The organism is Quadrisphaera sp. INWT6 (genome assembly GCF_015390235.1).
Lineage (GTDB): Bacteria > Actinomycetota > Actinomycetes > Actinomycetales > Quadrisphaeraceae > Quadrisphaera.
This window is the reverse complement of record NZ_VUOH01000006.1, coordinates 181,278-206,654: the sequence shown is the minus strand read 5'-3', so window position 1 is coordinate 206,654 and position 25,377 is coordinate 181,278. Positions and strand designations below refer to the sequence as shown.

At 72.9% G+C, this 25,377-nt stretch carries 17 protein-coding genes, 1 tRNA gene and 1 pseudogene; 10 read left to right on the top strand and 9 right to left on the bottom strand.

Translation table 11 applies throughout. The features are described 5' to 3' along the window. Nucleotides 1-173: 173 nt before the first annotated feature. From gltB to pyk, 3 genes are all read left to right on the top strand, one after another. On the top strand, nt 174-4,808 hold the full coding sequence (gene gltB / locus F1641_RS18335) for a glutamate synthase large subunit (RefSeq protein ID WP_194907917.1): 4,635 nt from the start codon (nt 174-176) through the stop codon (nt 4,806-4,808). Beyond that, on the top strand, nt 4,801-6,282 hold the full coding sequence (locus tag F1641_RS18330) for a glutamate synthase subunit beta (RefSeq protein WP_194907915.1): 1,482 nt from the start codon (nt 4,801-4,803) through the stop codon (nt 6,280-6,282). Before gltB ends, F1641_RS18330 begins: the two co-directional genes overlap by 8 nt. Nucleotides 6,283-6,399: 117 nt before the next feature. After that, nucleotides 6,400-7,821 (top strand): pyruvate kinase, encoded by a 1,422-nt coding sequence (pyk, locus tag F1641_RS18325; protein WP_194907913.1) that lies wholly within the window; start codon nt 6,400-6,402, stop codon nt 7,819-7,821. 70 nt (nt 7,822-7,891) lie between these two features. Here pyk and F1641_RS22245 read toward each other — a convergent pair whose 3' ends face one another. The 3 genes and pseudogenes from F1641_RS22245 to F1641_RS18315 all read right to left on the bottom strand — a co-directional run bounded on the left by F1641_RS22245 (nt 7,892) and on the right by F1641_RS18315 (nt 8,794). After that, nucleotides 7,892-8,551 carry a hypothetical protein gene (locus tag F1641_RS22245; protein WP_255515053.1) on the bottom strand — a complete coding sequence of 220 codons (660 nt, stop codon included), beginning with the start codon at nt 8,549-8,551 and terminating at the stop codon, nt 7,892-7,894. Nucleotides 8,552-8,574: 23 nt separating this feature from the next. After that, a pseudogene (locus F1641_RS24065) lies at nt 8,575-8,757 on the bottom strand (hypothetical protein); the annotation flags it as partial. Further along, nucleotides 8,712-8,794: transfer RNA gene (locus F1641_RS18315), tRNA-Leu, on the bottom strand. The pseudogene F1641_RS24065 and the gene F1641_RS18315, both read right to left, overlap by 46 nt. A 57-nt stretch (nt 8,795-8,851) precedes the next feature. Between F1641_RS18315 and F1641_RS18310 the strand changes: the two genes are divergently transcribed. Further along, nucleotides 8,852-9,463 (top strand): ANTAR domain-containing response regulator, encoded by a 612-nt coding sequence (locus F1641_RS18310; protein ID WP_194907911.1) that lies wholly within the window; start codon nt 8,852-8,854, stop codon nt 9,461-9,463. Between the two features lie 173 nt (nt 9,464-9,636). Next, on the top strand, nt 9,637-10,944 hold the full coding sequence (locus F1641_RS18305; protein WP_194907909.1) for an ABC transporter substrate-binding protein: 1,308 nt from the start codon (nt 9,637-9,639) through the stop codon (nt 10,942-10,944). Nucleotides 10,945-11,136: 192 nt separating this feature from the next. On the opposite strand, the gene F1641_RS18300 is transcribed toward F1641_RS18305, so the two are convergent. The 4 genes from F1641_RS18300 to F1641_RS18285 are packed head-to-tail and all read right to left on the bottom strand — an operon-like array spanning nt 11,137 to nt 15,240. Continuing rightward, on the bottom strand, nt 11,137-11,913 hold the full coding sequence (locus F1641_RS18300; protein ID WP_194907908.1) for an ABC transporter ATP-binding protein: 777 nt from the start codon (nt 11,911-11,913) through the stop codon (nt 11,137-11,139). Further along, nucleotides 11,910-12,905 (bottom strand): ABC transporter ATP-binding protein, encoded by a 996-nt coding sequence (locus F1641_RS18295; RefSeq protein WP_194907906.1) that lies wholly within the window; start codon nt 12,903-12,905, stop codon nt 11,910-11,912. The genes F1641_RS18300 and F1641_RS18295 overlap by 4 nt, the downstream gene beginning before the upstream one ends. Beyond that, nucleotides 12,895-13,884 (bottom strand): branched-chain amino acid ABC transporter permease, encoded by a 990-nt coding sequence (locus tag F1641_RS18290; protein ID WP_194907904.1) that lies wholly within the window; start codon nt 13,882-13,884, stop codon nt 12,895-12,897. Before F1641_RS18290 ends, F1641_RS18295 begins: the two co-directional genes overlap by 11 nt. Before the next feature lie 9 nt (nt 13,885-13,893). Next, nucleotides 13,894-15,240, bottom strand: a complete 1,347-nt coding sequence (locus F1641_RS18285; RefSeq protein ID WP_206691453.1) for a branched-chain amino acid ABC transporter permease — start codon at nt 15,238-15,240, stop codon at nt 13,894-13,896. A gap of 266 nt (nt 15,241-15,506) precedes the next feature. Here F1641_RS18285 and F1641_RS18280 point away from each other — a divergent pair, with 266 nt between their 5' ends. Further along, complete coding sequence (locus F1641_RS18280; RefSeq protein WP_194907902.1) at nt 15,507-16,169, top strand: GNAT family N-acetyltransferase; 663 nt, start codon at nt 15,507-15,509, stop codon at nt 16,167-16,169. Here F1641_RS18280 and F1641_RS18275 read toward each other — a convergent pair. Then, nucleotides 16,135-16,488 carry a hotdog fold thioesterase gene (locus F1641_RS18275; protein ID WP_194908185.1) on the bottom strand — a complete coding sequence of 118 codons (354 nt, stop codon included), beginning with the start codon at nt 16,486-16,488 and terminating at the stop codon, nt 16,135-16,137. The genes F1641_RS18280 and F1641_RS18275 overlap by 35 nt on opposite strands. Before the next feature lie 73 nt (nt 16,489-16,561). On the opposite strand from F1641_RS18275, the gene polA reads away from it, so the two are divergent. Further along, nucleotides 16,562-19,390, top strand: a complete 2,829-nt coding sequence (gene polA, locus F1641_RS18270; protein ID WP_194907901.1) for a DNA polymerase I — start codon at nt 16,562-16,564, stop codon at nt 19,388-19,390. Between the two features lie 73 nt (nt 19,391-19,463). On the opposite strand, the gene F1641_RS18265 is transcribed toward polA, so the two are convergent. Continuing rightward, entirely contained in the window at nt 19,464-20,282 is an 819-nt protein-coding gene (locus F1641_RS18265; RefSeq protein WP_194907900.1) for a class I SAM-dependent methyltransferase, read from the bottom strand. Between the two features lie 119 nt (nt 20,283-20,401). On the opposite strand from F1641_RS18265, the gene rpsA reads away from it, so the two are divergent. The 3 genes from rpsA (at nt 20,402) to uvrB (ending at nt 25,355) form a co-directional block, all read left to right on the top strand. Then, a complete protein-coding gene (gene rpsA / locus F1641_RS18260) occupies nt 20,402-21,907 on the top strand; it encodes a 30S ribosomal protein S1 (protein WP_194907899.1) in 1,506 nt (501 codons plus the stop codon). Between the two features lie 89 nt (nt 21,908-21,996). Further along, complete coding sequence (gene coaE / locus F1641_RS18255) at nt 21,997-23,175, top strand: dephospho-CoA kinase (RefSeq protein WP_194907898.1); 1,179 nt, start codon at nt 21,997-21,999, stop codon at nt 23,173-23,175. A gap of 68 nt (nt 23,176-23,243) precedes the next feature. Continuing rightward, complete coding sequence (gene uvrB, locus F1641_RS18250; protein WP_194907897.1) at nt 23,244-25,355, top strand: excinuclease ABC subunit UvrB; 2,112 nt, start codon at nt 23,244-23,246, stop codon at nt 25,353-25,355. The last annotated feature ends 22 nt before the right edge of the window (nt 25,356-25,377 follow it).

Genomic DNA, 25,377 nt, shown 5'->3' with positions numbered 1-25,377 from the left:
GCGTCCGCGGTGCTATCGTCGCTGCTGCGTGCCGGGCCAGCGCCGTCCCCGCTCCACCTGCAGTCGACGACGATCTCCACCCCCGCAGTCCAGAGAGCGCTCCACCAACACCGCCAGCCCCGACGACTACCCCCGGCGAGGTCACCCGCCGGCCAGCCCCGAGGACGGTCCCCATGGCCCCCGACCAGCGCACCTCCCGCGCCCTGGCCCGCTTCTCGGCGCAGCCCGAGGCGCAGGGCCTCTACGACCCCTCCGCCGAGAAGGACGCCTGCGGCGTCGCCTTCGTGGCGCACCTGCACTCCGGCCCCACCCACGAGGTGGTGCAGCAGGCCCTGACGGCCCTGCGCAACCTCGACCACCGCGGCGCCGTCGGCGCCGAGGTCGACAGCGGTGACGGTGCCGGCATCCTCATGCAGGTCCCTGACGCCTTCCTGCGCGCGACCTGGCAGGAGGCCGGGCTGGGCGAGCTGCCCGCCCCCGGCCAGTACGCCGTCGGCCTGGGCTTCCTGCCCGACGACGACGAGGAGGAGGCCGTCGCCAAGGCCGAGATCGCGGCCACCGCCGCGGAGGAGGGCCTGCGCGTCCTCGGCTGGCGCGAGGTCCCGGTCACCTCGTCCCTGGTCGGCCACACCGCCCGCTCCTGCATGCCGCGCTTCCGCCACCTCGTGGTGACCGGCGCGGGCATGCGCGAGGGCGTCGAGGGCCTCGAGCTCGACCGCCTCGCCTTCGTGCTGCGCAAGCGCGCCGAGCGCGAGCTCGACGTCTACTTCGCCTCCCTGTCCAGCCGCACGCTCGTCTACAAGGGCATGCTCACCACCGGGCAGCTGGAGCCGTTCTTCCCCGACCTGTCCGACCACCGCATCGCCACGCAGCTGGCGATCGTGCACTCGCGCTTCTCCACCAACACCTTCCCGAGCTGGCCGCTGGCGCACCCCTTCCGGTACATCGCGCACAACGGCGAGATCAACACCGTGCGCGGCAACCGCAACTGGATGCGCGCCCGCGAGTCCCAGCTCGCCACCGACCTGATCGACGGCGACCTGTCCCGCCTGTTCCCGATCTGCACCCCGGGCGCGAGCGACTCGGCCTCCTTCGACGAGGTCCTCGAGCTGCTGCACCTCACGGGCCGGTCCCTGCCCCACTCCGTCCTGATGATGATCCCCGAGGCGTGGGAGAACCACGCCGAGATGGACGAGGCGCGCCGCGCGTTCTACGCGTTCCACGCCAGCTTCATGGAGGCGTGGGACGGCCCCGCCGCCGTGACGTTCACCGACGGCCGCCTCATCGGCGCCGTCCTCGACCGCAACGGCCTGCGCCCCTCGCGGTACTGGGTCACCGAGGACGGCCTCGTCGTCCTCGCCAGCGAGGTGGGCGTGCTCGACATCGCCCCCGAGCGCGTGGTCAGCAAGGGCCGCCTCCAGCCGGGCCGCATGCTCCTCATCGACACCGGCTCCGCCGACGAGCCGGGCCGGATCATCCCCGACGACGAGGTGAAGGGGCAGCTCGCCGCCGAGCACCCGTACCAGGAGTGGGTCGAGGCCGGGATCCTCAAGCTCGAGGACCTCCCCGAGCGCGAGCACGTCCTGCACACCCACGCCTCGGTGACCCGCCGCCAGCAGGCCTTCGGCTACACCGAGGAGGAGCTGCGGCTCATCCTGGCGCCGATGGCCGCCAACGGCGCCGAGCCCGTGGGCTCCATGGGCACGGACACGCCCATCGCGGTGCTGTCCGAGCGGCCGCGCCTGCTCTTCGACTACTTCAACCAGCTCTTCGCGCAGGTCACCAACCCGCCGCTCGACGCCATCCGCGAGGAGGTCGTCACGAGCCTCGGCGTCGAGATGGGCCCCGAGCACAACGCGCTCACCGCGTCGGCGGAGCACTGCCGCCAGCTGCGCCTGCCGTTCCCCGTCATCGACAACGACGAGCTGGCCAAGATCACCCACCTCGACGCTGACGGCGAGGGCACCGGCTTCGCCACCGTCCGCGTGCGCGGCCTGTACCGCGTGGCCGGCGGCGGCGAGGAGCTCGAGCGCCGCCTGCTCGAGATCTGCGCCGAGGTCTCCGCCGCGATCGACGGCGGCGCGCGCTTCGTGCTGCTGTCCGACCGCGACGGCGACGCCGTGTGGGCGCCGATCCCCTCGCTGCTGCTGACCAGCGCGGTGCACCACCACCTGCTGCGCGAGAAGACCCGCACGCAGGTCGGCCTGGTCGTCGAGGCCGGTGACGTCCGCGAGGTCCACCACGTCGCGCTGCTCATCGGCTTCGGCGCCGCGTGCATCAACCCGTACCTGGCCATGGAGACCGTCGAGGACCTGTGCCGCCACGGGCTGCTCGAGGGCTCCGACCCCCAGCAGGCGGTGCGCAAGCTCATCTACGCGCTCGGCAAGGGCGTGCTCAAGGTGATGTCCAAGATGGGCATCTCCACCGTCGCCTCCTACCGCGGCGCGCAGGTCTTCGAGGCCATCGGCCTGAGCCAGGAGCTGGTCGACCGCTGGTTCACCGGCACCACCTCCCAGCTGGGCGGCGTCGGGCTCGACGTCATCGCCGCCGAGGTCGCGGCCCGCCACGCCCGCGCCTACCCGGTCGAGGGCGCCGCCCCCGCGCACCGCCGCCTCGACGTGGGCGGTGAGTACCAGTGGAAGCGCGAGGGCGAGCCGCACCTGTTCGACCCGGAGACGGTCTTCCGCCTGCAGCACTCCACCCGCGCGCGCCGCTACGACGTGTTCCAGCAGTACACCTCGCGCGTCGACGAGCAGTCCGAGCGCCTCATGACGCTGCGCGGCCTGTTCGCCTTCAAGGACGCCGCGGCCACCGGCCGCCAGCCCGTGCCGATCGACGAGGTCGAGCCGGTCAGCGAGATCGTCAAGCGCTTCTCCACGGGGGCGATGAGCTACGGCTCCATCTCCGCGGAGGCCCACGAGACCCTCGCGGTCGCCATGAACCGGCTCGGCGCCAAGTCGAACACCGGTGAGGGCGGCGAGGACGTCGAGCGCCTGCTCGACCCGGAGCGCCGCAGTGCGATCAAGCAGATCGCCTCGGGCCGGTTCGGCGTCACCAGCGCCTACCTGACCCACGCGACCGACCTGCAGATCAAGATGGCGCAGGGCGCCAAGCCCGGCGAGGGCGGCCAGCTGCCCGGCCCGAAGGTCTACCCGAACATCGCGAAGACGCGTCACGCGACGCCCGGCGTCGGCCTGATCTCCCCGCCGCCGCACCACGACATCTACTCCATCGAGGACCTCGCCCAGCTGATCCACGACCTGAAGAACGCCAACCCGGCGGCGAGGATCCACACCAAGCTGGTCTCCGAGGTCGGCGTGGGCACGGTCGCGGCCGGCGTCGCCAAGGCGCACTCCGACGTCGTCCTGGTCTCCGGCCACGACGGCGGCACGGGCGCAGCCCCGCTGACGTCGCTGAAGCACGCCGGCGCCCCCTGGGAGCTCGGCCTGGCCGAGACCCAGCAGACGCTGCTGCTCAACGGCCTGCGCGACAGGGTCAGCGTCCAGGTCGACGGCGCCCTGAAGACCGGGCGCGACGTCGTCGTGGCCGCGCTGCTGGGTGCTGAGGAGTACGGCTTCTCCACCGCCCCCCTGGTGGTCAGCGGCTGCATCATGATGCGCGTCTGCCAGCTCGACACCTGCCCCGTCGGCGTCGCCACGCAGAACCCCGTGCTGCGCGAGCGCTTCACCGGCAAGCCGGAGTTCGTGGTCACGTTCTTCGAGTACCTGGCCGAGGAGGTGCGCGAGCACCTCGCCGCGCTCGGGTTCCGCAGCCTCGACGAGGCCGTCGGCCAGGTCGGCTCGCTCGACGTGCGCCGCGCCGTCGACCACTGGAAGGCCTCCGGCCTCGACCTCTCGCCGGTCCTGGCCGACGTCGAGGTCCCCGAGGGCGCCTCGCGCCGCCAGTCGGTGTCGCAGGACCACGGGCTGGAGAAGGCCCTGGACCACCAGCTGGTCGCGGCCTCGCGGGCGGCGCTCGACAGCGGCGAGCAGGTGTCCGCCACCTTCGCCGTCCGCAACGTCAACCGCACCGTCGGCACGATGCTCGGCCACGAGGTGACCAAGCGCTTCGGTCCCGACGGCGCCCCCGACGGCACCATCGACCTGACGCTGGTCGGCTCCGCGGGCCAGTCGTTCGGCGCCTTCCTGCCCGCGGGGGTCACCCTGCGCCTGGTCGGCGACGCGAACGACTACGTCGGCAAGGGCCTGTCCGGCGGCCGCGTGGTGGTCCGCCCCCACGAGAGCGCGCCGTTCTTCCGCGACGCCGCCGACAACGTGGTGGCCGGCAACACCGTCGGCTACGGCGCCACCTCCGGCGAGGTCTTCCTCTCCGGCCGGGTGGGGGAGCGGTTCGCCGTCCGCAACTCCGGCGCCTCGATCGTCGTCGAGGGCACGGGCGACCACGCCTGCGAGTACATGACCGGCGGCACCGTCGTCGTGCTGGGCGAGACCGGCCGCAACCTGGGTGCCGGCATGTCCGGCGGCCGGGCGTTCGTGCTCGACCTCCAGCCCGAGAAGCTGAACGGCGCCGCCGTGCGCAGCGGCGAGCTGGTCTCGAGCCCGGTCGCGCCGGGCTCCGCCGAGGCCGAGCTGCTCACCTCGCTGCTCGCCCGCCACGCGGAGGAGACCGGCTCCGCCGTCGCCGCCGCGCTCCTGTCCGAGGGCGAGAACGCCCTGGAGCGCTTCACCGCGCTCGTCCCGCGCGACTTCGCACGCGTCACCGCCCTGCGCGAGCAGGCGGCCGCCGAGGGGAACGACCCCGACGGCGAAGGCGTCTGGCTGCAGATCATGGAGGCCGTCCGTGGCTGACCCCCGAGGGTTCCTCACCGTCCCGACCCGGCAGAACGCGCCCCGGCGCCCCGTGCCGGTCCGCATCCGCGACTGGCACGAGGTGTACCAGCAGGTCGACGGCGCCGTCCTGCGCGAGCAGGCCGGTCGCTGCATGGACTGCGGCGTGCCCTTCTGCCACAACGGCTGCCCGCTGGGCAACCTCATCCCCGAGTGGAACGACCTCACCCGCCGCGGTGACTTCCGCGAGGCGATCGAGCAGCTGCACGCCACCAACAACTTCCCGGAGTTCACCGGCAAGCTGTGCCCGGCCCCCTGCGAGAGCGCCTGCGTGCTGGGCATCAACCAGGACGCCGTGACCATCAAGCTGGTCGAGGAGTCGATCATCGACCGCGCCTGGGAGAACGACTGGGTGCAGCCGCTGCCCCCGGAGCGGCTCACGGGCAAGACGGTCGCCGTCATCGGCTCGGGCCCCGCGGGCCTGGCCGCTGCGCAGCAGCTGACGCGCGCCGGTCACACCGTCGCCGTCTACGAGCGCGACGACGCCCTGGGCGGTCTCATGCGCTACGGCGTGCCCGAGTACAAGATGGAGAAGCGGCACATCGACCGCCGCGTCCAGCAGATGCAGGCCGAGGGCACCCGCTTCCGCACCACCGTCGACGTGGGCGTGGACGTCGACGCCGCCCGCCTGGCCGACCGGTACGACGCCGTCGTGCTGGCCGTCGGCGCGCTGCAGCCGCGCGAGCTCGACGTCCCCGGCCGCGACCTGCGGGGCGTCCTGCAGGCGATGGAGTACCTGCCGCAGGGCAACAAGGAGGCCCTCGGACTCCCGGTGCCCTCGTGGGTGCCCGAGGAGAAGCGCGTCAGCGCCGAGGGCAAGGACGTCGTCATCATCGGCGCCGGCGACACCGGCGCCGACTGCCTCGGCACCGTGCTGCGGCAGAACCCGCGCTCGGTGACGCAGCTGGCCATCGGCCCGACGCCCCCGCCCGACCGCACCGGCAACCAGCCCTGGCCGACGTACCCGCTGGTCTTCCGCACCTCCTCCGCGCACGAGGAGGGCGGCGAGCGCGTCTACACCGCCTCGACCACCGAGCTGGTCGACGACGGCGAGGGCGGCGTCAAGGCGCTGCGCATGGTCGAGGTGGTCCGCCACCCCGACCGCAGCTACACGGTGGTCGAGGGCTCCGAGCGCGAGCTGCCCGCGCAGCTGGTGCTGCTGGCCCTGGGCTTCTCGGGCGTCCAGAAGATGCCGATGGTCGAGCAGCTGGGCCTCGAGGTCGGGCGCGACGGCGCCATCGTGCGCGACGAGCGCTGGGAGACCAGCCGCCCGGGCACCTTCGTGGTCGGCGACGCCGGCCGCGGGGCGAGCCTGATCGTGTGGGCGATCGCCGAGGGGCGCGCTGCGGCCGCCGCCGTCGACGAGCACCTCACCGGCCGGCCCAGCACGCTGCCCTCGCCGGTGACCCCCCACGCCCGGCCGCTGGTGGTCTGACCCCGGCACCTCTCACCGGTCCGCGCCGGTGAACGGCGTGTGAACGCTCACACCCCTAGCCCGCCCGCCCCGCCCCCGCCAGTCGGGGGCGCGGCGGGCGGGCCTAGTCTGGGGCCCATGCGCCGAGCGAAGATCGTCTGCACGCTGGGGCCCGCTCTGGACACCCCGGAGCGCATGGCCGCCGTGATCGAGGCCGGGATGGACGTGGCCCGCCTCAACATGTCCCACGGCGACCAGGCCGACCACCTGCGCCGCTACAACCTGGTCCGCAAGGCGAGCGACGCCGCTGGCCACGCGGTCGCCATCCTGGCCGACCTGCAGGGCCCCAAGATCCGCCTCGGCCGCTTCGTGGCCGGCCCGCACCAGCTCGCGGTGGGTGACGAGTTCACCATCACCACCGAGGACGTGCCGGGCACCAAGGACATCTGCTCCACCACGTACAAGGGCCTCGCCGGTGACGTCTCCCCGGGCGACCCGCTGCTGATCGACGACGGTCGCGTGGGCCTCGAGGTCATCTCCGTCGACGGCCCCCGCGTCCGCACCCGCGTCACGGTCCCCGGCCCGGTCTCGAACAACAAGGGCATCAACCTGCCCGGCGTCGCCGTCAGCGTCCCGGCCCTGTCCGACAAGGACGCCGACGACCTGCGCTGGGCCCTGAAGACCGGCGTCGACTTCATCGCGCTGTCCTTCGTGCGCACCGGCGCCGACATCGTCGACGTCCACGCGATCATGGACGAGGTCGGCGTGCGCCGCCCCGTCATCGCCAAGGTCGAGAAGCCCCAGGCCGTCGAGGACCTCGAGGGCATCGTCGCCGCGTTCGACGGCGTCATGGTCGCCCGCGGCGACCTCGGCGTCGAGCTCCCGCTGGAGCAGGTGCCGATCGTCCAGAAGCGCGCCGTCGAGATGTGCCGCCGCAACGCCAAGCCGGTCATCGTGGCGACGCAGATGCTCGAGTCGATGATCAGCGCCCCGCGCCCCACGCGCGCCGAGGCCAGCGACGTCGCGAACGCCGTCCTCGACGGCGCCGACGCGCTGATGCTCTCCGGTGAGACGAGCGTCGGCGAGTTCGCGATCGAGACGGTCCAGACGATGGCCCGCATCATCGCCAACACCGAGAAGGAGGCGCTCGACCGGATCCGTCCGCTCGGCACCACCCCGCACACCCAGCCCGGCGCGGTGACGTGGGCCGCCCGCGCCATCGCCGAGAACATCGGCGCCAGCCAGCTGGTCACCTTCACCGTCTCCGGTGACTCGGCCCGGCGCATGGCGCGCCTGCGCTCGCCGATCCCCGCGCTGGCCTTCACCCCCGACGCCGCCACGCGCAACCAGCTCGCGCTGACCTGGGGCACCGAGCCGTTCCTGGTGCCCTTCGTCGAGACGACGGACGACATGGTCGCTCAGGTCGACAAGGCCCTGCTCGACATCGACCGCGTCCCGGAGGGCTCCGTCGTCGTCATCTGCGCCGGCTCGCCCCCCGGCAAGGTCGGTTCGACCAACGCGGTGCGCGTGCACCGCGTGGGCGACGCCAAGAACGAGTGAGCCGGCACCCCTGAGGGGGCGCTGACGCAGGAGGGCCCGGGACGACGACGTCGTCCCGGGCCCTCCTGCGTCAGCTCTTGGGGCCGACGTGCTCGTCCAGGAGGGCTACCGCATCCCGCCGCGCCACGGAGACCATGTCGCGGCGCGGGCGCGTCCATCGGATGCCGAGCCGGTCGAGTGCTGAGCAGCAGATGCCGATGATGTCCTCCGAGGCGTTGCTGAACAGGTACCGCGGGTAGCCCTCGTAGCGCTTGCCGCTGGCGCTGGTGGCCCAGTTCTGCACCCGGCAACCGTCGCTGTGGAAGAGCCCTCGGAGCAGCAGGCCCGGGTGCTCGTCGACGATCTCCTGCTGCCACGGGGCGAGAACGATCTCCCGCTCGTGCTTGCGACCCTCCCCGTGCTGGGGGAAGAGGCACGGCCAGTGGTGCCACGAGGCGCTGATGGCGAAGCACCCGTGTCGGAGACGGCGCCAGACGCTGGCACCAGGCTTCACCGCCCTGATGGCCGCCTCGACCTCGTCGCTGAGGTCCGGGTACTTGGCATCGTTGAAGATCGCCAGCAGGCGCGGGATGCCGCGGGCCAGGGCGATGTGCCCGTCACCGAGGTACCAGCCCAGCAGGTGGGCGTAGGCGCCCCGGTCGAGCGGGCCCCCTCGCAGAGCGGACGCGGCGCTGACCCGCTCCGGCCCGGAGCCACGAGCAGCCGCTCCTCGCGGATGCGTCTCCGCCACCGTCCCACGGTGTTGGTGGAGATGCCGAGCCGCAGTGCGACCTGTGCGTCGGTGAGGCCCAGGCCGTGGAGGCGCACGGCCTCCTGCACGACGGGCCAGGGGGTGGGGGCGGGCACCTCGTGATCGAACACCCGTCCACCGACGGTCCGTGCGAGGTGTGTGCCGGGTGCGGGATTCGAACCCGCACGCCCTTGCGGGCAGAGCATTTTGAGAGCTCGGTGTCTACCGTTCCACCAACCCGGCCTGCATGTGGGATCACCCTTGTCGGGCGGACCCCGCGGCACGACTAAAGTACCGGTCGTGACTGAGCAGGGTACCCAGGCGGAGCCGGGCGCAGGGCCGCGCCGGCGCGTCGTCGTCGCGGAGGACGAGGCGATCATCCGCCTCGACGTCGTCGAGATCCTCCGCGAGGCCGGCTACGACGTGGTCGGAGAGGCCGGAGACGGCGAGAGCGCGGTGCGCCTCGTCGAGGAGCTCCAGCCCGACCTCGTGGTGATGGACGTCAAGATGCCCGTCCTCGACGGCATCAGCGCGGCGGAGCGGATCGGCAAGGCGCGCCTCGCGCCCGTCGTCCTGCTGACGGCCTTCTCGCAGCGCGAGCTGGTCGACAGGGCCCGTGACGCCGGCGCCATGGCGTACGTGGTGAAGCCGTTCACCTCCGCCGACCTGCTGCCCGCGGTCGAGATCGCCGTCTCCCGCTTCCAGGAGATCGCCGACCTCGAGGAGGAGGTGGCCGACCTCTCCGAGCGCTTCGAGACCCGCAAGCGCGTGGAGCGCGCCAAGGGCCTCCTGATGACGCGCATGGGCCTGTCCGAGCCCGAGGCGTTCCGCTGGATCCAGAAGACGTCGATGGACCGGCGCCTCACCATGCGCGAGGTGGCCGACGCCGTCCTCAGCCAGGTCACCAGCTGACGCTGCGCCACCACGGCGAGATCGTCTGCACCCGCACCGCTGCGGGTGCAGACGCGCAGGTCACGGGTTCGCAACAACCGAGGTCGTGACCTCCTCGGGAGGCTCCGGGGCCCTTACGGTCCTGAGACCGACAGCGGCGCCGCTCCTGGACGCCGCCCCCCGAGAGGACGTCCATGATCCGATCCCTGCGCGGCGCGACTGCGGTCGCTCTGCTCGGCTCCGCTTCGCTCTTCCTCACCGCCTGCGGCGGCTCGAGCGACCCCGCGGCCGATGCGACCGCCTCCGCCACGAGCGCCACCTCCTCGGCCACCAGCACCGCTGGCACCGAGCAGGCGCCCGTCGTCCCCGGTGACGGCACCCTGACGATCGGCTCCCTGCTGCCCCAGACCGGCAGCCTCGCCTTCCTCGGCCCGCCGGAGTTCGCCGGCGTGCAGCTGGCCATCAACGAGATCAACGAGGCCGGCGGCTACAACAACAAGGACGTCGTCTACAGCGAGACCGACTCCGGCGACACCACCACCAACATCGCCTCGCAGTCGGTCGACCGCCTGCTGGCCGCCAACACCGACGCGATCATCGGCGCCGCCTCCTCGGGCGTGTCGAAGACCGTCATCGACGCCATCACCGGCGCCGGCGTCATCCAGGTCAGCCCGGCCAACACCTCGCCGGACTTCACCACCTACGCGGACCGCGGCCTGTACTGGCGCACCGCTCCCTCCGACGTGCTCCAGGGCCGCGTCATGGGCGACCTGCTGGTGAACGACAACCACCTCGACGTGGCCACGATCACCCTCGACGACCCGTACGGCTCGGGCCTGCAGACCAACATCCAGCAGGCGCTGGAGGCCGGTGGCGGCCAGATCGTGCAGAACTCGGTCTTCAACCCCGACGCCGCCACGTTCGACTCGATCGCCTCCGACGTCGCCGCCAAGAACCCCGAGGCCATCGTGGTCATCGGCTTCGAGCAGACCGTCCAGATCATCCAGGCGCTGGTCACGCAGAACATCGGCCCGGCCAACGTGCCGATCTACTTCGTCGACGGCAACCTGTCGAACTACGGCGACGACTTCCCCGCCGGCACGCTGAAGGGCGTCAAGGGCACCCTGCCCGGCGCCGCCACCACCGGTGACTTCCGCGACCGCCTGCTGGCCCTGAACCCGCAGCTGGCCGACTTCAGCTACGCCCCCGAGGCGTACGACGCGACCGTCCTTGTCGCGCTGGCCGCCCAGGCCGCCAAGAACGACAGCGGCACCGGCATCGCCTCGATGATGCAGTCCGTCTCCGAGGGCGGCACCAAGTGCACCGCCTACAAGGAGTGCCTGGACCTGCTGAACGCCGGCACCGACATCGACTACGACGGCTACTCCGGCCCGATCGAGTTCAACGCCCAGGGCGACGAGACCCAGGCCACGATCGGCATCTACGAGTACGGCGACGACAACACCTACACGAACATCGACTACGTCACCGGCTCCATCTGAGGCTCGTCCTGAGCTGAGCGCCGCTGGCGCGAGGGCCCCGCTCCCGGTCTCCGGGGGCGGGGCCCTCTGCTGTTCCGGCGCAGCCGCAGCCGCAGCCGCAGCCGCGCAGCGCCGCCCTGCGCCGCTGGGCCCACGACGCCGAGAGGGCGCCACCCCGACCGGGGTGGCGCCCTCTCGGCGTCGTGGAGCGCGTCAGTTCTTGGCGAGGGTGCCCAGGTAGAGCTCGACCACCTTGGGGTCGGTCGCCAGGTCCTTGCCGGTGCCCGTGTAGGCGTTGCGGCCCTGGTCGAGCACGTACGCGCGGTCGCAGATCTGCAGGCAGCGCGCGGCGTTCTGCTCGACCATCACCACGGAGGTCCCGGTCTTGTTGATCTGGCGGGTGCGCAGGAAGACCTCGTCCTGCATGGCGGGGGACAGGCCCGCCGACGGCTCGTCGAGCAGCAGCACGGACGGGTCCATCATCAGGGCGCGGCCCATCGCCACCATCTGGCGCTCACCACCGGACAGCGACCCGGCGCGCTGGGCGCGGCGGGTGCCGAGGGAGGGGAACAGGTCGGTGACGACGTCGAAGCGCTCCTTGAACCGCTTGGGGTCCTGGTAGCAGCCCATCTGCAGGTTCTCCTCGATGCTGAGCGAGGGGAACACGTTGTTGTTCTGCGGCACGAAGCCCACGCCCTGGCGGACGAGCTTGTCGGCGCGCAGGCCGGTGATCTCCTCGCCCTTGAGCGTGATGCTCCCGGAGCGGATCTTCACCAGGCCGAACAGCGCCTTGAGGAAGGTCGACTTGCCGGCGCCGTTGGGGCCGATGATGCCGACCAGCTCGCCCTCGTGGCAGTAGAGGTCGGTCCCGTTGAGGATGTTGACGCCGGGGAAGTACCCGGCGACCAGCTCGTCGGCCCGCAGCACCGCGCCGTCGGCCGCGCTGACGTGGGCGGAGCGGTCCTGGATGGTGGTGCTCCCAGCGCTCATCGAGCGTGCCCGTCCTTCGCGTCGTCCTGAGCGATCTCCGCCTCGACCTCGGCCTCGATCTCCTTCTCCAGCTCCGCCGCCGCGGCCTCGTCGGCCAGGGAGACGTCGTGGTGCCCGCCGAGGTAGGCCTCGATGACGGCCGGGTCGGCCATGACCGAGTCGGGTGGGCCCTCGGCCACGACCTTCCCCTGGGCCATGACGACGACCCAGTCGGAGATGTCGCGGACCATGTCCATGTCGTGCTCCACGAACAGCACGGTCATGCCCTGCTCGCGCAGGTCCTTGACGTGGCCGAGCAGCGACTGGGTCAGCGCGGGGTTCACGCCGGCCATCGGCTCGTCGAGCATGACCACCTGCGGGTCGCTCATGAGCGCCCGGGCCATCTCGAGGAGCTTGCGCTGGCCGCCGGAGAGGCTGCCGGCGAAGTCGTCGGCCTTCTTGTCGAGCTTGAAGCGGCCGAGCAGCTCCATGGCGCGCTCGGTGTTGGCCTTCTCCTGGCTGCGCCAGATGCCGGCGAACGCGGCGCGCAGCAGGCTCTCGCCCTTCTGGCCCGAGGCGCCCAGCAGCATGTTCTGCAGCACGGTCAGGCGCGAGAGCGCCTTGGTGAGCTGGAACGTGCGGACCATGCCGCGCCGGGCCACCTTGTGGGCGGGGACGCGGGCGAGGTCGGTGCCGTCGAAGGACCACTTCCCCTCGTCGGGCCTGTCGAAGCCCGTCAGCAGGTTGAAGAACGTCGTCTTGCCCGCGCCGTTGGGTCCGATGAGGGCCGTGATGGCACCTCGCTGGATCTCGACGTGGTCGACCGAGACGGCGGTCAGGCCGCCGAAGCGGCGGACCACGCCGTCGGCGACGAGCACCGGGTCGGGCTTCTTGGCCCCCGGGACGCGGGGGACGTCGGCCAGCGCGCGGGTCGCGGCCTCCTTTCGGGTGCCCTGCTGACCCGTCTGCTGGGTCGCTCCTGCCGCAGCAGGGGCGTGCGTGTCACCGGCCATCGAGAGCCAGCTCCCTCCGGTCGCCGAAGATGCCTTGCGGCCTGTAGATCATCAAGAGCATGAGCGCGAGCCCGACCAGCATGAAGCGGACCTGGCCGACCTGCGAGCTCGACATGAGCGCCGCGGGGATCCAGCCCTCCTGGATGGCACCGCGCAGCACGCCGTCGGTGAGCGACAGGACCACCCAGAAGATGGCGGCGCCGACCACCGGGCCGAGCACGCGGGCCGCGCCGCCGAGCAGCAGCACCGTGTAGGTGAAGAAGGTGAACGCCGTGGCGTAGTTGTCGGGCTGCACCGCGGCGCGGCCCAGGGAGAAGACGAACCCGCCGAGGGTGCCGACGAGGCCACCGAGCACCAGCGCCTGCATCTTGTAGGCGTAGACGTTCTTGCCGAGGGCGCGGACGGCGTCCTCGTCCTCGCGGATGCCCTTGAGCACGCGGCCCCAGGGGCTGCGCATGATCGCCCAGGTGGCCAGGGCCACGAGCGCCACGAGGAGCCAGCCGACGAGCAGGATCCAGGTGTTGCGCTCGTTGGCCGCGAACGGGCCGAAGCCGTAGGTGCCCTGCGGGAACGGGTTGAGGTCGTAGAAGCCCTCGGCGAAGCCCGAGAGGCCGTTGGACCCGCCGGTGTAGGCGCCCAGGCTGTTCGAGCGCGCCAGCAGGCGCACCACCTCGGAGGCCGCGATGGTCGCGATGGCGAGGTAGTCGGCCCGCAGCCTCAGGGTGGGGATGCCCAGCAGCAGCGCGAAGACCACCGACCCGGCGAGCCCCACGAGGATGCCCACGACGAAGGGCAGACCCGCGATCGAGACGATCGTCGCGATGCCGTAGGAGCCGATGGCCACGAAGGCGGCCTGGCCGAAGTTGAGCAGCCCGGCGTAGCCGAACTGGATGTTCAGCCCCAGCGCGGCGAGGGCGTAGATGACGGTGTCGAGGCCGATCGCCGCGGCGAGGGCGTTGTTGAGGATCGAGATGTCCACGGGGGCCTCTCAGCCGATCCGCTGGGCGCGGCCGAGGATGCCCTGGGGCCGCACGAGCAGGATGAGGATCAGGATGACCAGCGCCCCGAGGTTCTGGAGCTCGCTGGGGATGAGCAGCGTCGACAGCTCGACGAAGAGCCCGACGATGAGCGAGCCCACGACGGCGCCGAAGGCGGTGCCGAGGCCGCCCAGGGTGACGGCCGCGAAGACGAGCAGCAGGATCTGGAAGCCCATCTGGAAGCTGATGCCCTGCTGGAGGCCGAGGACGACGCCGGAGAGGCCGGCGAGCGCGGAGCCCACCACCCAGACGGTGCGGATGACCCTGTCGACGTCGATGCCGGAGGCCGACGCCAGCGCGGGGTTGTCGGCGACGGCGCGGGTGGCCTTGCCCAGGCGGGTCTTGACCAGCGCGAGCGCCACGACCACCAGCACGACGACGGACAGGCCCATCGTCCACAGGTCGAGGGGGCGCAGCAGCACGCCCGGGAGGACCTGGACGCCGCCCTGCCCGGCGTAGCCCGGGAAGGTGCGGACGCCGCCGTCGAAGACGTAGAGGTACAGGTAGCGCAGGAAGAGCGACAGGCCGATCGACACGATCATCATGGCGATCAGCCCGGTGCCGCGGCGGCGCAGCGGCTGCCAGAGCACGCGGTCGTTGAGGTAGCCGAAGACCCCGCACGTGACCAGGCCCGCGGCGGCGGCGAGCAGGAACGGGAGCCCGGCGATGACCGTGTAGAAGTAGGTCGTCAGCGCACCGAGGGTGATGAGCTCGGAGTGCGCGAAGTTGGTCAGGCCGGTGGTGCCGAAGATCAGCGAGAGGCCGATCGCCCCCAGGGCGATGACCAGGCCGAAGCGCAGGCCGGTCGCGATGCGCTGCAGCACCTGGTCGCCGGCGCCCGCGCCGGCGCTGGAGCCGCCGCCCTCCTCGGAGAGCCGGAAGGCGACGGTGCGGTCGCGGCCCTCCTCGACGGTGGTCGAGATCGTGGGGGAGCGCGGCTCCAGGCCCTGCGCCGACTCCGGCAGCGAGTCGACGTCGAGCTCGACGTCGTACGCGCCGGGGGCGGGGACGGGGAGCGAGGCGCTGCCCTGCGCGTCGGTGGTGCCGGTGGCGACCTGCGCGCCGTCCTGCGTGACGGAGATGCTCGCCCCCTCGACGTCGCCGCCGTCGGCGGTGCGGACCCGGGCGGTGATCGCGAGACCACCGCTCTCGGAGCCGGAGGCCGCCGTCGTCTCGGTCGTCTGACCGGCAGCTGCCGGTGTGGGCGTCTCGGTGGCGGCGGTCGCGGCGCTCGCGCCGACCACCACCGCCATGACGGCCAGCACCAGCGCCACCAGCGCCGTCGCTGCTCTCCGCACGGGAGGACCTCCAGGGTGTTTCTGCAGGGGACGCGCGGGAGGGCGCAGTCCCTCTACCGGGCGCCGGAGCATAACCGCGTGGGAGCCGCCTGCGGGTCGCTCCGGGGGTGGCTGGGCGGGGATCGGCGCGAGTCGTGACCCGACCGTGACCCGGGGAGCGGCGGAGGCCGAACCCGCAGGTGGGGGTGGGGAGATCCACTCGGGGCGCTCGCAGGGGGCGGGTCTACTCTGCCGCTGGACGACGGGGTCGGTGCACGGGAGGCGTGGTGGCGAGGGGTTCGGTCGAGGTGCGTCGTGCGGGCGCGGGCGACCTCCACCTGCTGGAGGCGCTGGTGCGCGACACGGCCGTCGCGGCGCCCGCGCGCGCCGACGTGCCCGCGCAGCGCACCGCCCGCGACGCGTCGGCGCGGCTCCGCCTCGAGGCCCTGGTCGACCACCCCCACGTCGAGGTGCACGTGGCCGTGGTGCCGCGCGAGGGCGGCGAGGAGGCCGTGGGCGTCGCCGTGGTGCGCCGCGCCGAGGTCGTCGTGCCCGTCCCCGCGCCGGTCCTGCACGTCGACCAGCTCTGGGTGGCTCCCGCCTGGCGGCGCCAGGGCGTGGGCCACGCGCTGCTGGGGGCCGTGGCCGCCGTGGCCGAGGCCGCCGGCGTCGACGAGGTGAGCGCCGCGGGAGACCCGGGCCACCGCGAGGCGCAGCGCTTCCTCGCCCGGCTCGGGTTCGGCCGGCCCGTCGTCGTCCGCGCCGCCCCCCTCGCGGTGCTGCGCGCCCGGCTCGCCGCCACCGCTGCCACCGCCGCCGGGTCGCGGGGGCGCCGTCGCGCCGCCCTCGACCAGGTGGTCGCGCTCCGGCGCCGCCAGCGCGAGCGCCCCGCTCCCGCACCGCCCGGTGCGGACCTCAGCGGGGCGGTGCGTCCCGCAGCTGGCACGTGATGCGCGACGTGCAGACGCGGCGCCCGGTCTCGTCGGTGATGACCACCTCGTAGCTGGCGGTGGTGCGGCCCACGTGCAGCGGCTCGGTGCGGCCGGTCACCGCGCCCCCGCGCACGGCCCGGTGGTGGGTGGCGTTGATGTCGACGCCGACGGCCACGCGGCCCGGCCCCGCGGCGAGCGCCGCGGCGACCGACCCGAGGGTCTCCGCGAGCACCACCGACGCGCCGCCGTGCAGCAGCCCGTAGGGCTGGGTGTTGCCCGCCACCGGCATCGTGCCGACCGGCCGCGCGGGGTCGCTCAGGTCGAGCTCGATGCCCATGCGCTCGATGAGGGTGCCGGCGGTGCGCAGCACGGGGTCGTCCGAGTGGTCCGGGGCGCCCGCCCCGACCGCGATGTCGTCCACCCCGCCTAGGCTGGCAGACGTGAGCCCGACCAGCACGAAGGCCAGCCCCACCGACGCCGCCGCGGGCGCCGCCGAGGTCCTCGACGGGGCCCGTCCGCGCCTGCTCCTGGTCGACGGCCACTCCCTGGCCTACCGGGCGTTCTTCGCGCTCCCGGCCGAGAACTTCTCCACCAGCACCGGGCAGACCACCAACGCGGTCTACGGCTTCACCTCGATGCTCATCAACCTCCTGCGCGACGAGTCGCCCACCCACCTCGCGGTGGCCTTCGACGTCTCCAAGCAGACCTTCCGCACCGCCGAGTACCCCGAGTACAAGGCGGGGCGCGCCAGCACCCCGTCGGAGTTCGTGGGCCAGGTCGACCTCGTCAAGGAGGTCCTCGCGGCGCTGCGCGTCACGGTGGTGACCAAGGAGGGCTACGAGGCCGACGACGTCATCGCCACCCTCACCGGCTCCGCCCGGGCCCAGGGCCTGGAGGTGCTCGTGGTCACCGGTGACCGCGACGCCTTCCAGCTGGTCGACGAGGGCACCACCGTGCTCTACCCCCGCAAGGGCGTCTCCGACCTGGCGCGGATGACCCCCGACGCCGTCGAGGAGAAGTACGGGGTGCGGCCCGAGCGCTACGGCGACCTCGCCGCCCTGGTGGGGGAGACCAGCGACAACCTGCCCGGCGTCCCCGGCGTCGGCCCCAAGACGGCCGCCAAGTGGCTCACCGCCCACGGAGACCTCGAGGGCCTGGTCGCCGGCGTCGGCGCGCTGACGGGCAAGGCCGGGCAGTCGCTGCGCGACCACCTCGACCAGGTGCTGCGCAACAAGCGCCTCAACGCCCCGGTGCGCGACCTGGAGCTGCCCGTCGTCGTCGACGACCTCGCCGTCCGCGCCTGGGACCGCGAGGAGGTGCACCGCATCTTCGACGGCTTGGAGTTCCGGGTGCTGCGCGAGCGGCTCTTCGCCACCCTCGCCACCCCCGACCCCGCGGCCGAGGCGTCCCAGGGCGGCTTCGCGGTCGCCGCCGAGCGGCCCACCGGTGACGCGCTCGCGGCGTGGCTCGCCGAGCACGCCCCCGCGGGCACCCCCACCGGCGTGAGCGTGCTGGCGCGCTGGAGCGCCGGCAGCGGCGACGCCTGGGGCGTGGCCCTGGCCTCGGCCGACGGCGCGGCCGCCTGGGTCGACCTGCGCGAGGTCGAGCCCGGCGCCGAGACCGCGCTGGCGGCGTGGCTCGCCGACCCGGCGGCGCCCAAGGTCCTGCACGACGCCAAGACCGCCCTCCACGGCCTCGAGGCCCGCGGCCTGCCGCTGCGGGGCCTGGCCGCCGACACCGCGCTCGCCGCCTACCTGTGCCAGCCCGACCAGCGCAGCTACGACCTCGCCGACCTGGCCGTCAGGTTCCTCCAGCGCGAGCTCCGCGCCGACGCGCCCCCCGCGGCCGCCGAGGAGCAGGGCGAGCTCGATCTCTCCTTCGACGACGGCGACGCCGCCGCGGCCGACCAGCCCGACGAGGGCGAGCTGGCGTGCGTGCGCGCCGCCGCCGTCCTGGAGCTGTCCGGCGTGCTCGCCGAGCAGGTGGCCCAGCGCGGCGGCGAGGAGCTCCTGCGCGACCTCGAGCTGCCGCTGGTACCGCTCCTGGCGCAGATGGAGTCCGACGGCGTCGCCGTCGACGTCCAGGCCCTGGAGCGCCTCGAGGGCGAGTTCGCGGCCGTCGTCGCCGACGCCGCGGAGGAGGCGTACGCCGCGATCGGCGGGCAGAAGATCAACCTGGGCTCGCCCAAGCAGCTGCAGGTGGTGCTCTTCGAGCAGCTCGGCATGCCGAAGACGAAGCGCACCAAGACCGGCTACACCACCGACGCCGAGGCCCTGGCCGACCTCAACGTCCGCCAGCCCCACCCCTTCCTCGACCACCTGCTGCGCCACCGCGACGCCTCCCGCCTGCGGCAGACCGTCGAGGGCCTGCTCAAGTCGGTCGCCGACGACGGGCGCATCCACACCACCTTCCAGCAGACCATCGCGGCCACGGGGCGCCTGAGCTCCACCGACCCGAACCTGCAGAACATCCCGATCCGCACCGCCGAGGGGCGCCGCATCCGCGAGGCGTTCGTGGTGGGCCGCGACGCCGAGCTGCTGCTCACCGCCGACTACAGCCAGATCGAGATGCGGATCATGGCCCACCTGTCCGGCGACGAGGGCCTCATCGAGGCCTTCCGCTCCGGGGAGGACCTGCACCGCTTCGTCGGGGCCCGCGTCTTCGGCGTCGAGCCCGCCGACGTCACCAGCGAGATGCGCGCCAAGATCAAGGCCATGTCGTACGGCCTGGCCTACGGCCTGTCGGCGTTCGGCCTCTCGCGCCAGCTCACCGTGCCCGTCGACGAGGCGCGCGGCCTCATGGACGACTACTTCGCCAGGTTCGGCGGCGTCCGCGACTACCTGCGCGGCGTGGTCGAGGAGGCGCGCGCCACGGGCTTCACCGAGACGGTGCTCGGCCGGCGCCGCTACCTGCCCGACCTCACCAGCGACAACCGCCAGCGCCGCGAGATCGCCGAGCGCATGGCGCTCAACGCCCCCATCCAGGGCTCCGCGGCCGACGTCATCAAGCTCGCGATGCTCGGGGTCGAGCGGGCCCTGCGCGAGCAGGGGCTGCGCTCACGGCTGCTGCTGCAGGTCCACGACGAGCTCGTCGTCGACGTCGTCGCGGGCGAGCGCGACACGGTGGAGGCGCTGCTGCGCGAGCAGATGGGTCCCGTCGTCCAGGAGCGCACGCAGCTGTCGGTGGCGCTGGAGGTCTCGGTGGGCCAGGGCGCCTCCTGGCACGAGGCGGGCCACTGACCCGCTGACCGGGCGGTCCCGGGACTCGGACCGCCCGGGCCGGCGCCGCCGCTGACGGCGCCGGCCGGGTCCGTCACCCGCTGACGCGCTCGCAGACGAACACCGCCGTCCCCGGCAGCAGGCGTCCGCGCAGGGCGCTCCACCCGCCCCAGGTGGGCTGGTCGTCGCGGGTCCACTCGGGCTCGACCAGGTCGAGCAGGGCGAAGCCGGCTCCGCGCAGCAGCCGCACCCAGTCGCCCGCGGTCCGGTGGTGCTCGGCGTAGAGCAGGTGGCCGGCGTCGTCGCGCTCGACGTAGGGAGCCCTGTCGAAGTACGACCTGTCGGCCACCAGGCCGCGCTGGCCGGGGTCGTCGGGGAAGGCCCACCGCACCGGGTGGCTGACCGAGAAGGTCCACCGGCCCCCGGGGGCGAGCACGCGGTGCACCTCGGCCATGACCCCGGCGGCGTCCGCGGTGAACGGGAGCGCCCCGTAGGCGGAGAAGGCCACCTGGGCGCAGCCGTCGGCCAGCGGCAGGGCGCCGGCGTCGGCCTGCAGCACGGGGGTGGGCACCCCGGAGGTGGCGTCCAGCGCGCGGCTGCGGGCGAGCATCCCCGCCGACAGGTCCACGCCCACGGCGCGAGCGCCCCGGGCGGTGGCCCAGCGCGCTCCCTGGCCGGCGCCGCACCCGACCTCCACCACGACCGCGCCCGCCAGCGCCGCGGGGTCGCCGAGCAGCCGGGCGTCGTCCTCGGTCAGGCCCTCGGGCCCCCACACGAGCACGTCGGTGCCGAGGGTTCGGCCGTGGTCCTCGAGGTAGGTGGCCGAGGCGCCGTCCCAGTGGCTGCGGCTGGCGCGCACGCTCTCGCCCGCGCCCGCGGGTCCGTACCCCGCGCTGGAGAGCTCGCCGCTCATCCGAGGTACTCTTGACAGTTGGGTGCGCCAGTGCCTCCGGCACCAGCTCGGAGGCCAGCGGTGCTCCCGCTCATCCTGTCCACCACTCATTCCCTGTCCGCATCGGAGCCCATCCCTTCATGACCGCCACCCTCCCGTCGTCGAGCGCTCCCCAGGTCGCCATCAACGACATCGGCTCTGCCGAAGAGCTGCTCGCCGCGATCGACGCGACGATCAAGTACTTCAACGACGGGGACATCGTCTCCGGCACCATCGTCAAGGTCGACCGCGACGAGGTCCTCCTCGACATCGGCTACAAGACCGAGGGCGTCATCCCCTCGCGCGAGCTCTCCATCAAGCACGACGTCGACCCCAGCGAGGTCGTCGGCGTCGGTGACGAGGTCGAGGCCCTGGTCCTCCAGAAGGAGGACAAGGAAGGCCGCCTCATCCTGTCCAAGAAGCGGGCTCAGTACGAGCGCGCCTGGGGCACGATCGAGCAGCTGAAGGAGGAGGACGGCGTCGTCACCGGCACCGTCATCGAGGTCGTCAAGGGCGGCCTCATCCTCGACATCGGCCTGCGCGGCTTCCTGCCCGCCTCCCTCGTCGAGATGCGCCGCGTGCGCGACCTGGCCCCCTACGTGGGCCAGCAGCTCGAGGCGAAGATCATCGAGCTCGACAAGAACCGCAACAACGTCGTCCTCTCGCGCCGCGCCTGGCTCGAGGAGACGCAGTCCGCGGTGCGCCAGAACTTCCTGCAGACGCTGCAGCGCGGCCAGGTGCGTCCGGGTGTCGTGTCGTCGATCGTCAACTTCGGCGCCTTCGTCGACCTGGGCGGCGTGGACGGCCTCGTCCACGTCTCCGAGCTGTCCTGGAAGCACATCGACCACCCCTCCGAGGTCGTCGAGGTCGGCCAGGAGGTCAAGGTCGAGGTCCTCGACGTCGACATGGACCGCGAGCGCGTCTCCCTGTCGCTGAAGGCGACGCAGGAGGACCCGTGGCAGCAGTTCGCCCGGACCCACGCGATCGGCCAGGTCGTGCCGGGCAAGGTCACCAAGCTCGTCCCGTTCGGTGCGTTCGTGCGCGTCGAGGAGGGCATCGAGGGCCTGGTCCACATCTCCGAGCTGGCCGAGCGCCACGTGGAGCTGCCGGAGCAGGTCGTCAACGTCGGTGACGACATCTTCGTCAAGGTCATCGACATCGACCTGGAGCGCCGCCGCATCTCCCTGTCGCTAAAGCAGGCGAACCAGGGCGTCGACACCGAGTCGGACGACTTCGACCCGTCGCTGTACGGCATGGCCGCGGAGTACGACGAGGCCGGCAACTACAAGTACCCCGAGGGCTTCGACCCCGAGACCAACGACTGGCTCGAGGGCTTCGAGGCGCAGCGCGAGGAGTGGGAGCGGCAGTACGCCGAGGCCCACGCCCGCTGGGAGGCCCACCGCAAGCAGGTCTCCGAGGCGCGCGTGCGCGACGCGGAGGCCGTGGAGTCCGGCGAGTCCACCGCGACCTCGTACTCCAGCTCCGCCCCGGTGGAGTCCGGCAGCAGCAACCGCGCGAGCAGCAGCTCGGGCGGCGGCGCCGGCGAGGGCACCCTGGCCTCCGACGAGGCTCTCGCGGCTCTGCGCGAGAAGCTGACCGGCGGCTGACCCAGCCCCACCTCGACGGCCCCGCACCCCTCCCGGGGGGTGCGGGGCCGTCCTGCGTCTGCGGCGGGTCCGGGCCGTAGGGTCGGGCGGTGCTGTGGGTGGGGCTGACCGGTGGTGTCGGGGCGGGCAAGAGCACGGCGGCGAGGGCGCTGCGCGAGCTGGGTGCCGTCGTGGTCGACGCCGACGCGATCGCCCGCGAGGTGGTGGCCCCCGGGACGCCGGGGCTGGCCGCTGTCGCCCGCGAGTTCGGTGACGCGGTGCTGGCTCCCGACGGGTCGCTGGACCGCCCCGCGCTCGGGCGCGTGGTCTTCGGCGACCCCGCGCGTCGGCTGGCGCTGGAGGCGATCACGCACCCGCTGGTGCTGGAGCGCACCGAGGCGCTCGTGGCCGCTGCGGTCGAGGCTGACCCCGCCGCCGTCGTCGTCCACGACATCCCGCTGCTGGTGGAGCTGCGGCGCGGCGACCGCTACCACCTGGTGCTGGCCGTCATGGCCGACGAGGAGGTCCGGCTCCGGCGCCTCGTGGAGGGGCGGGGGATGGCCGAGGACGACGCGCGAGCCCGGATCGCCGCGCAGGCCGACGACGACGCGCGCCGCGCCGCGGCGGACGTGCTCCTGGACGGCGGGGGCAGCCCGGAGGCGCTGGCCGAGGCCCTGGGCTCCCTGTGGCGCGACCGGCTGGTGCCGTACGAGTGGAACCTGCGCGAGGGGCGCCGCGCACCGCGCCCGGAGCACCCCGTGCTCGTGCCGCCGGACCCGGGGTGGGCCGCCGCGGGTGAGCGCCTGGCGGCCCGGGTGCGCCGGGCGGCGGGGGAGCGCGCCCTCGACGTCCAGCACACCGGCTCGACGGCGGTGCCGGGCCTGCTCGCGAAGGACTGCATCGACCTGCAGGTCGTCTGCGCCGACCTGCCCACCGCGCTGGCCGTGGCCGCCGACCTGCGGGCGGCGGGCCTGGTGGCCGAGCCGGGGGAGTGGTGGGACGAGCCGACGTCCCGGCGCGGCCAGGGGGGTGAGGCGTACCGGCGGGTGCCCAAGGGGTTCGCGGCGAACGCCGACCCGGGGCGGCTCGTGGACTGCCACGTGCGGGACGCGGCCAACCCGGAGGCCCGCGAGGTGCCCGCGTTCCGCGACGCGCTGGTGGCCGACCCCCACGCCCGGGAGGCGTACGCACTGCTCAAGCGGGGGCTGGCGGCCAAGCACCGCACGGTCGACGACTACGCGGCGGGCAAGACGGAGTTCATCGCGGAGGTGCTGGCCCGCTCGTCGTGACCCCCCGGGGGGTCGCCGGGAGATCGCCGGGAACAGCGGATGTCGGACCCGGCGTTCAGACTGTCACCATGCGCCCGGTCACCGATCTCCAGCGTCGCGTCGCGCCCTTCACCGTCGAGTCCGAGTTCTCCCCGGCGGGAGACCAGCCCACCGCCATCGCCGACATCTCCCGGCGCATCCGGGACGGCCAGAAGGACGTCGTGCTGCTGGGCGCCACCGGCACCGGCAAGTCCGCCACCACGGCGTGGACCATCGAGCAGCTGCAGCGCCCCACCCTGGTGCTCGCGCCGAACAAGACCCTCGCGGCGCAGCTCGCCAACGAGTTCCGCGAGCTGCTGCCCAACAACGCCGTCGAGTACTTCGTCTCGTACTACGACTACTACCAGCCCGAGGCGTACGTCCCTCAGTCCGACACCTACATCGAGAAGGACTCCTCCATCAACGAGGAGGTCGAGCGGCTGCGGCACTCCGCCACCAACTCGCTGCTGACCCGCCGCGACGTCGTCGTGGTGGCGTCGGTCTCCTGCATCTACGGCCTGGGCACGCCGCAGGAGTACGTCGACAGGATGGTCACGCTGACCGTCGGCGACACCGTCGAGCGTGACGACCTGCTCCGGCAGTTCGTCACCATGCAGTACACCCGCAACGACCTCGCCTTCACCCGCGGCACCTTCCGGGTGCGGGGCGACACCATCGAGATCATCCCGGTGTACGAGGAGCACGCGATCCGCATCGAGATGTTCGGTGACGAGATCGAGAAGCTGTACCTGCTGCACCCGCTGACGGGCGAGGTGCTGCGCGACGAGACGACCATGCACCTGTTCCCCGCCACGCACTACGTCGCCGGCCCGGAGCGCATGGAGCGCGCCATCACCACCATCGAGCGCGAGCTCGAGGCCCGCCTGGCCGAGATGGAGTCGCAGGGCAAGCTGCTCGAGGCCCAGCGCCTGCGCATGAGGACCACCTACGACATCGAGATGATGCGCCAGGTCGGCACCTGCGCCGGCATCGAGAACTACTCGCGCCACATCGACGGGCGCGCCCCCGGCACCGCGCCGCACACCCTCCTCGACTACTTCCCCGAGGACTTCCTCCTCGTCATCGACGAGTCGCACGTCACCGTCCCCCAGGTCGGGGCGATGTACGAGGGCGACATGAGCCGCAAGCGCACCCTCGTCGACCACGGCTTCCGCCTCCCGAGCGCCATGGACAACCGCCCGCTGACGTGGGAGGAGTTCCTCGAGCGCATCGGGCAGACGGTGTACCTGTCGGCCACCCCGGGTGACTACGAGATGTCGCGCGTCAAGGGCGAGTTCGTCGAGCAGGTCATCCGCCCCACGGGCCTCATCGACCCGCAGGTCGTGCTGCGGCCCACCAAGGGGCAGATCGACGACCTGCTCGGCCAGATCCGCGAGCGGGCCGAGCGGGACGAGCGCGTGCTGGTCACCACGCTCACCAAGAAGATGGCCGAGGACCTCACCGACTACCTGCTCGACCAGGGCGTGCGGGTGCGCTACCTGCACTCCGAGGTCGACACCCTCCGCCGCGTGGAGCTGCTGCGCGAGCTGCGCCAGGGCGACTACGACGTCCTGGTCGGCATCAACCTGCTGCGCGAGGGCCTCGACCTGCCCGAGGTGAGCCTGGTGAGCATCCTCGACGCCGACAAGGAGGGCTTCCTCCGCTCGGCCCGCTCGCTGATCCAGACCATCGGCCGCGCCGCCCGCAACGTCTCCGGCCAGGTGCACATGTACGCCGACCGGGTCACCCCCTCGATGCAGCAGGCGATCGACGAGACCAACCGCCGCCGCGAGCGGCAGATCGCCTACAACGTCGAGCGCGGGGTCGACCCCCAGCCGCTGCGCAAGAAGATCGCCGACATCACCGACCTCATCGCCCGGGAGGACGCCGACACCGCCGACCTGCTCGGCGGGTCCGGCCGCCAGCAGTCGCGGGGCAAGGCCCCCGTCCCCGGCGGCGCCCGCGGCCGCGGAGGGGCTGCCGCCGCGGCGAGCACGGCGGGGATGGCCGGGGCCGAGCTGTCCGAGCTCATCCAGCAGCTGTCCGACCAGATGCACGCCGCCGCCGCGGAGCTCCAGTTCGAGCTGGCGGGCCGTCTGCGCGACGAGATCAGCGACCTCAAGAAGGAGCTGCGGGGCATGGAGCGCGCGACGTCGGCCTGAGCCCGTCCCGGCCCGCGGCGGT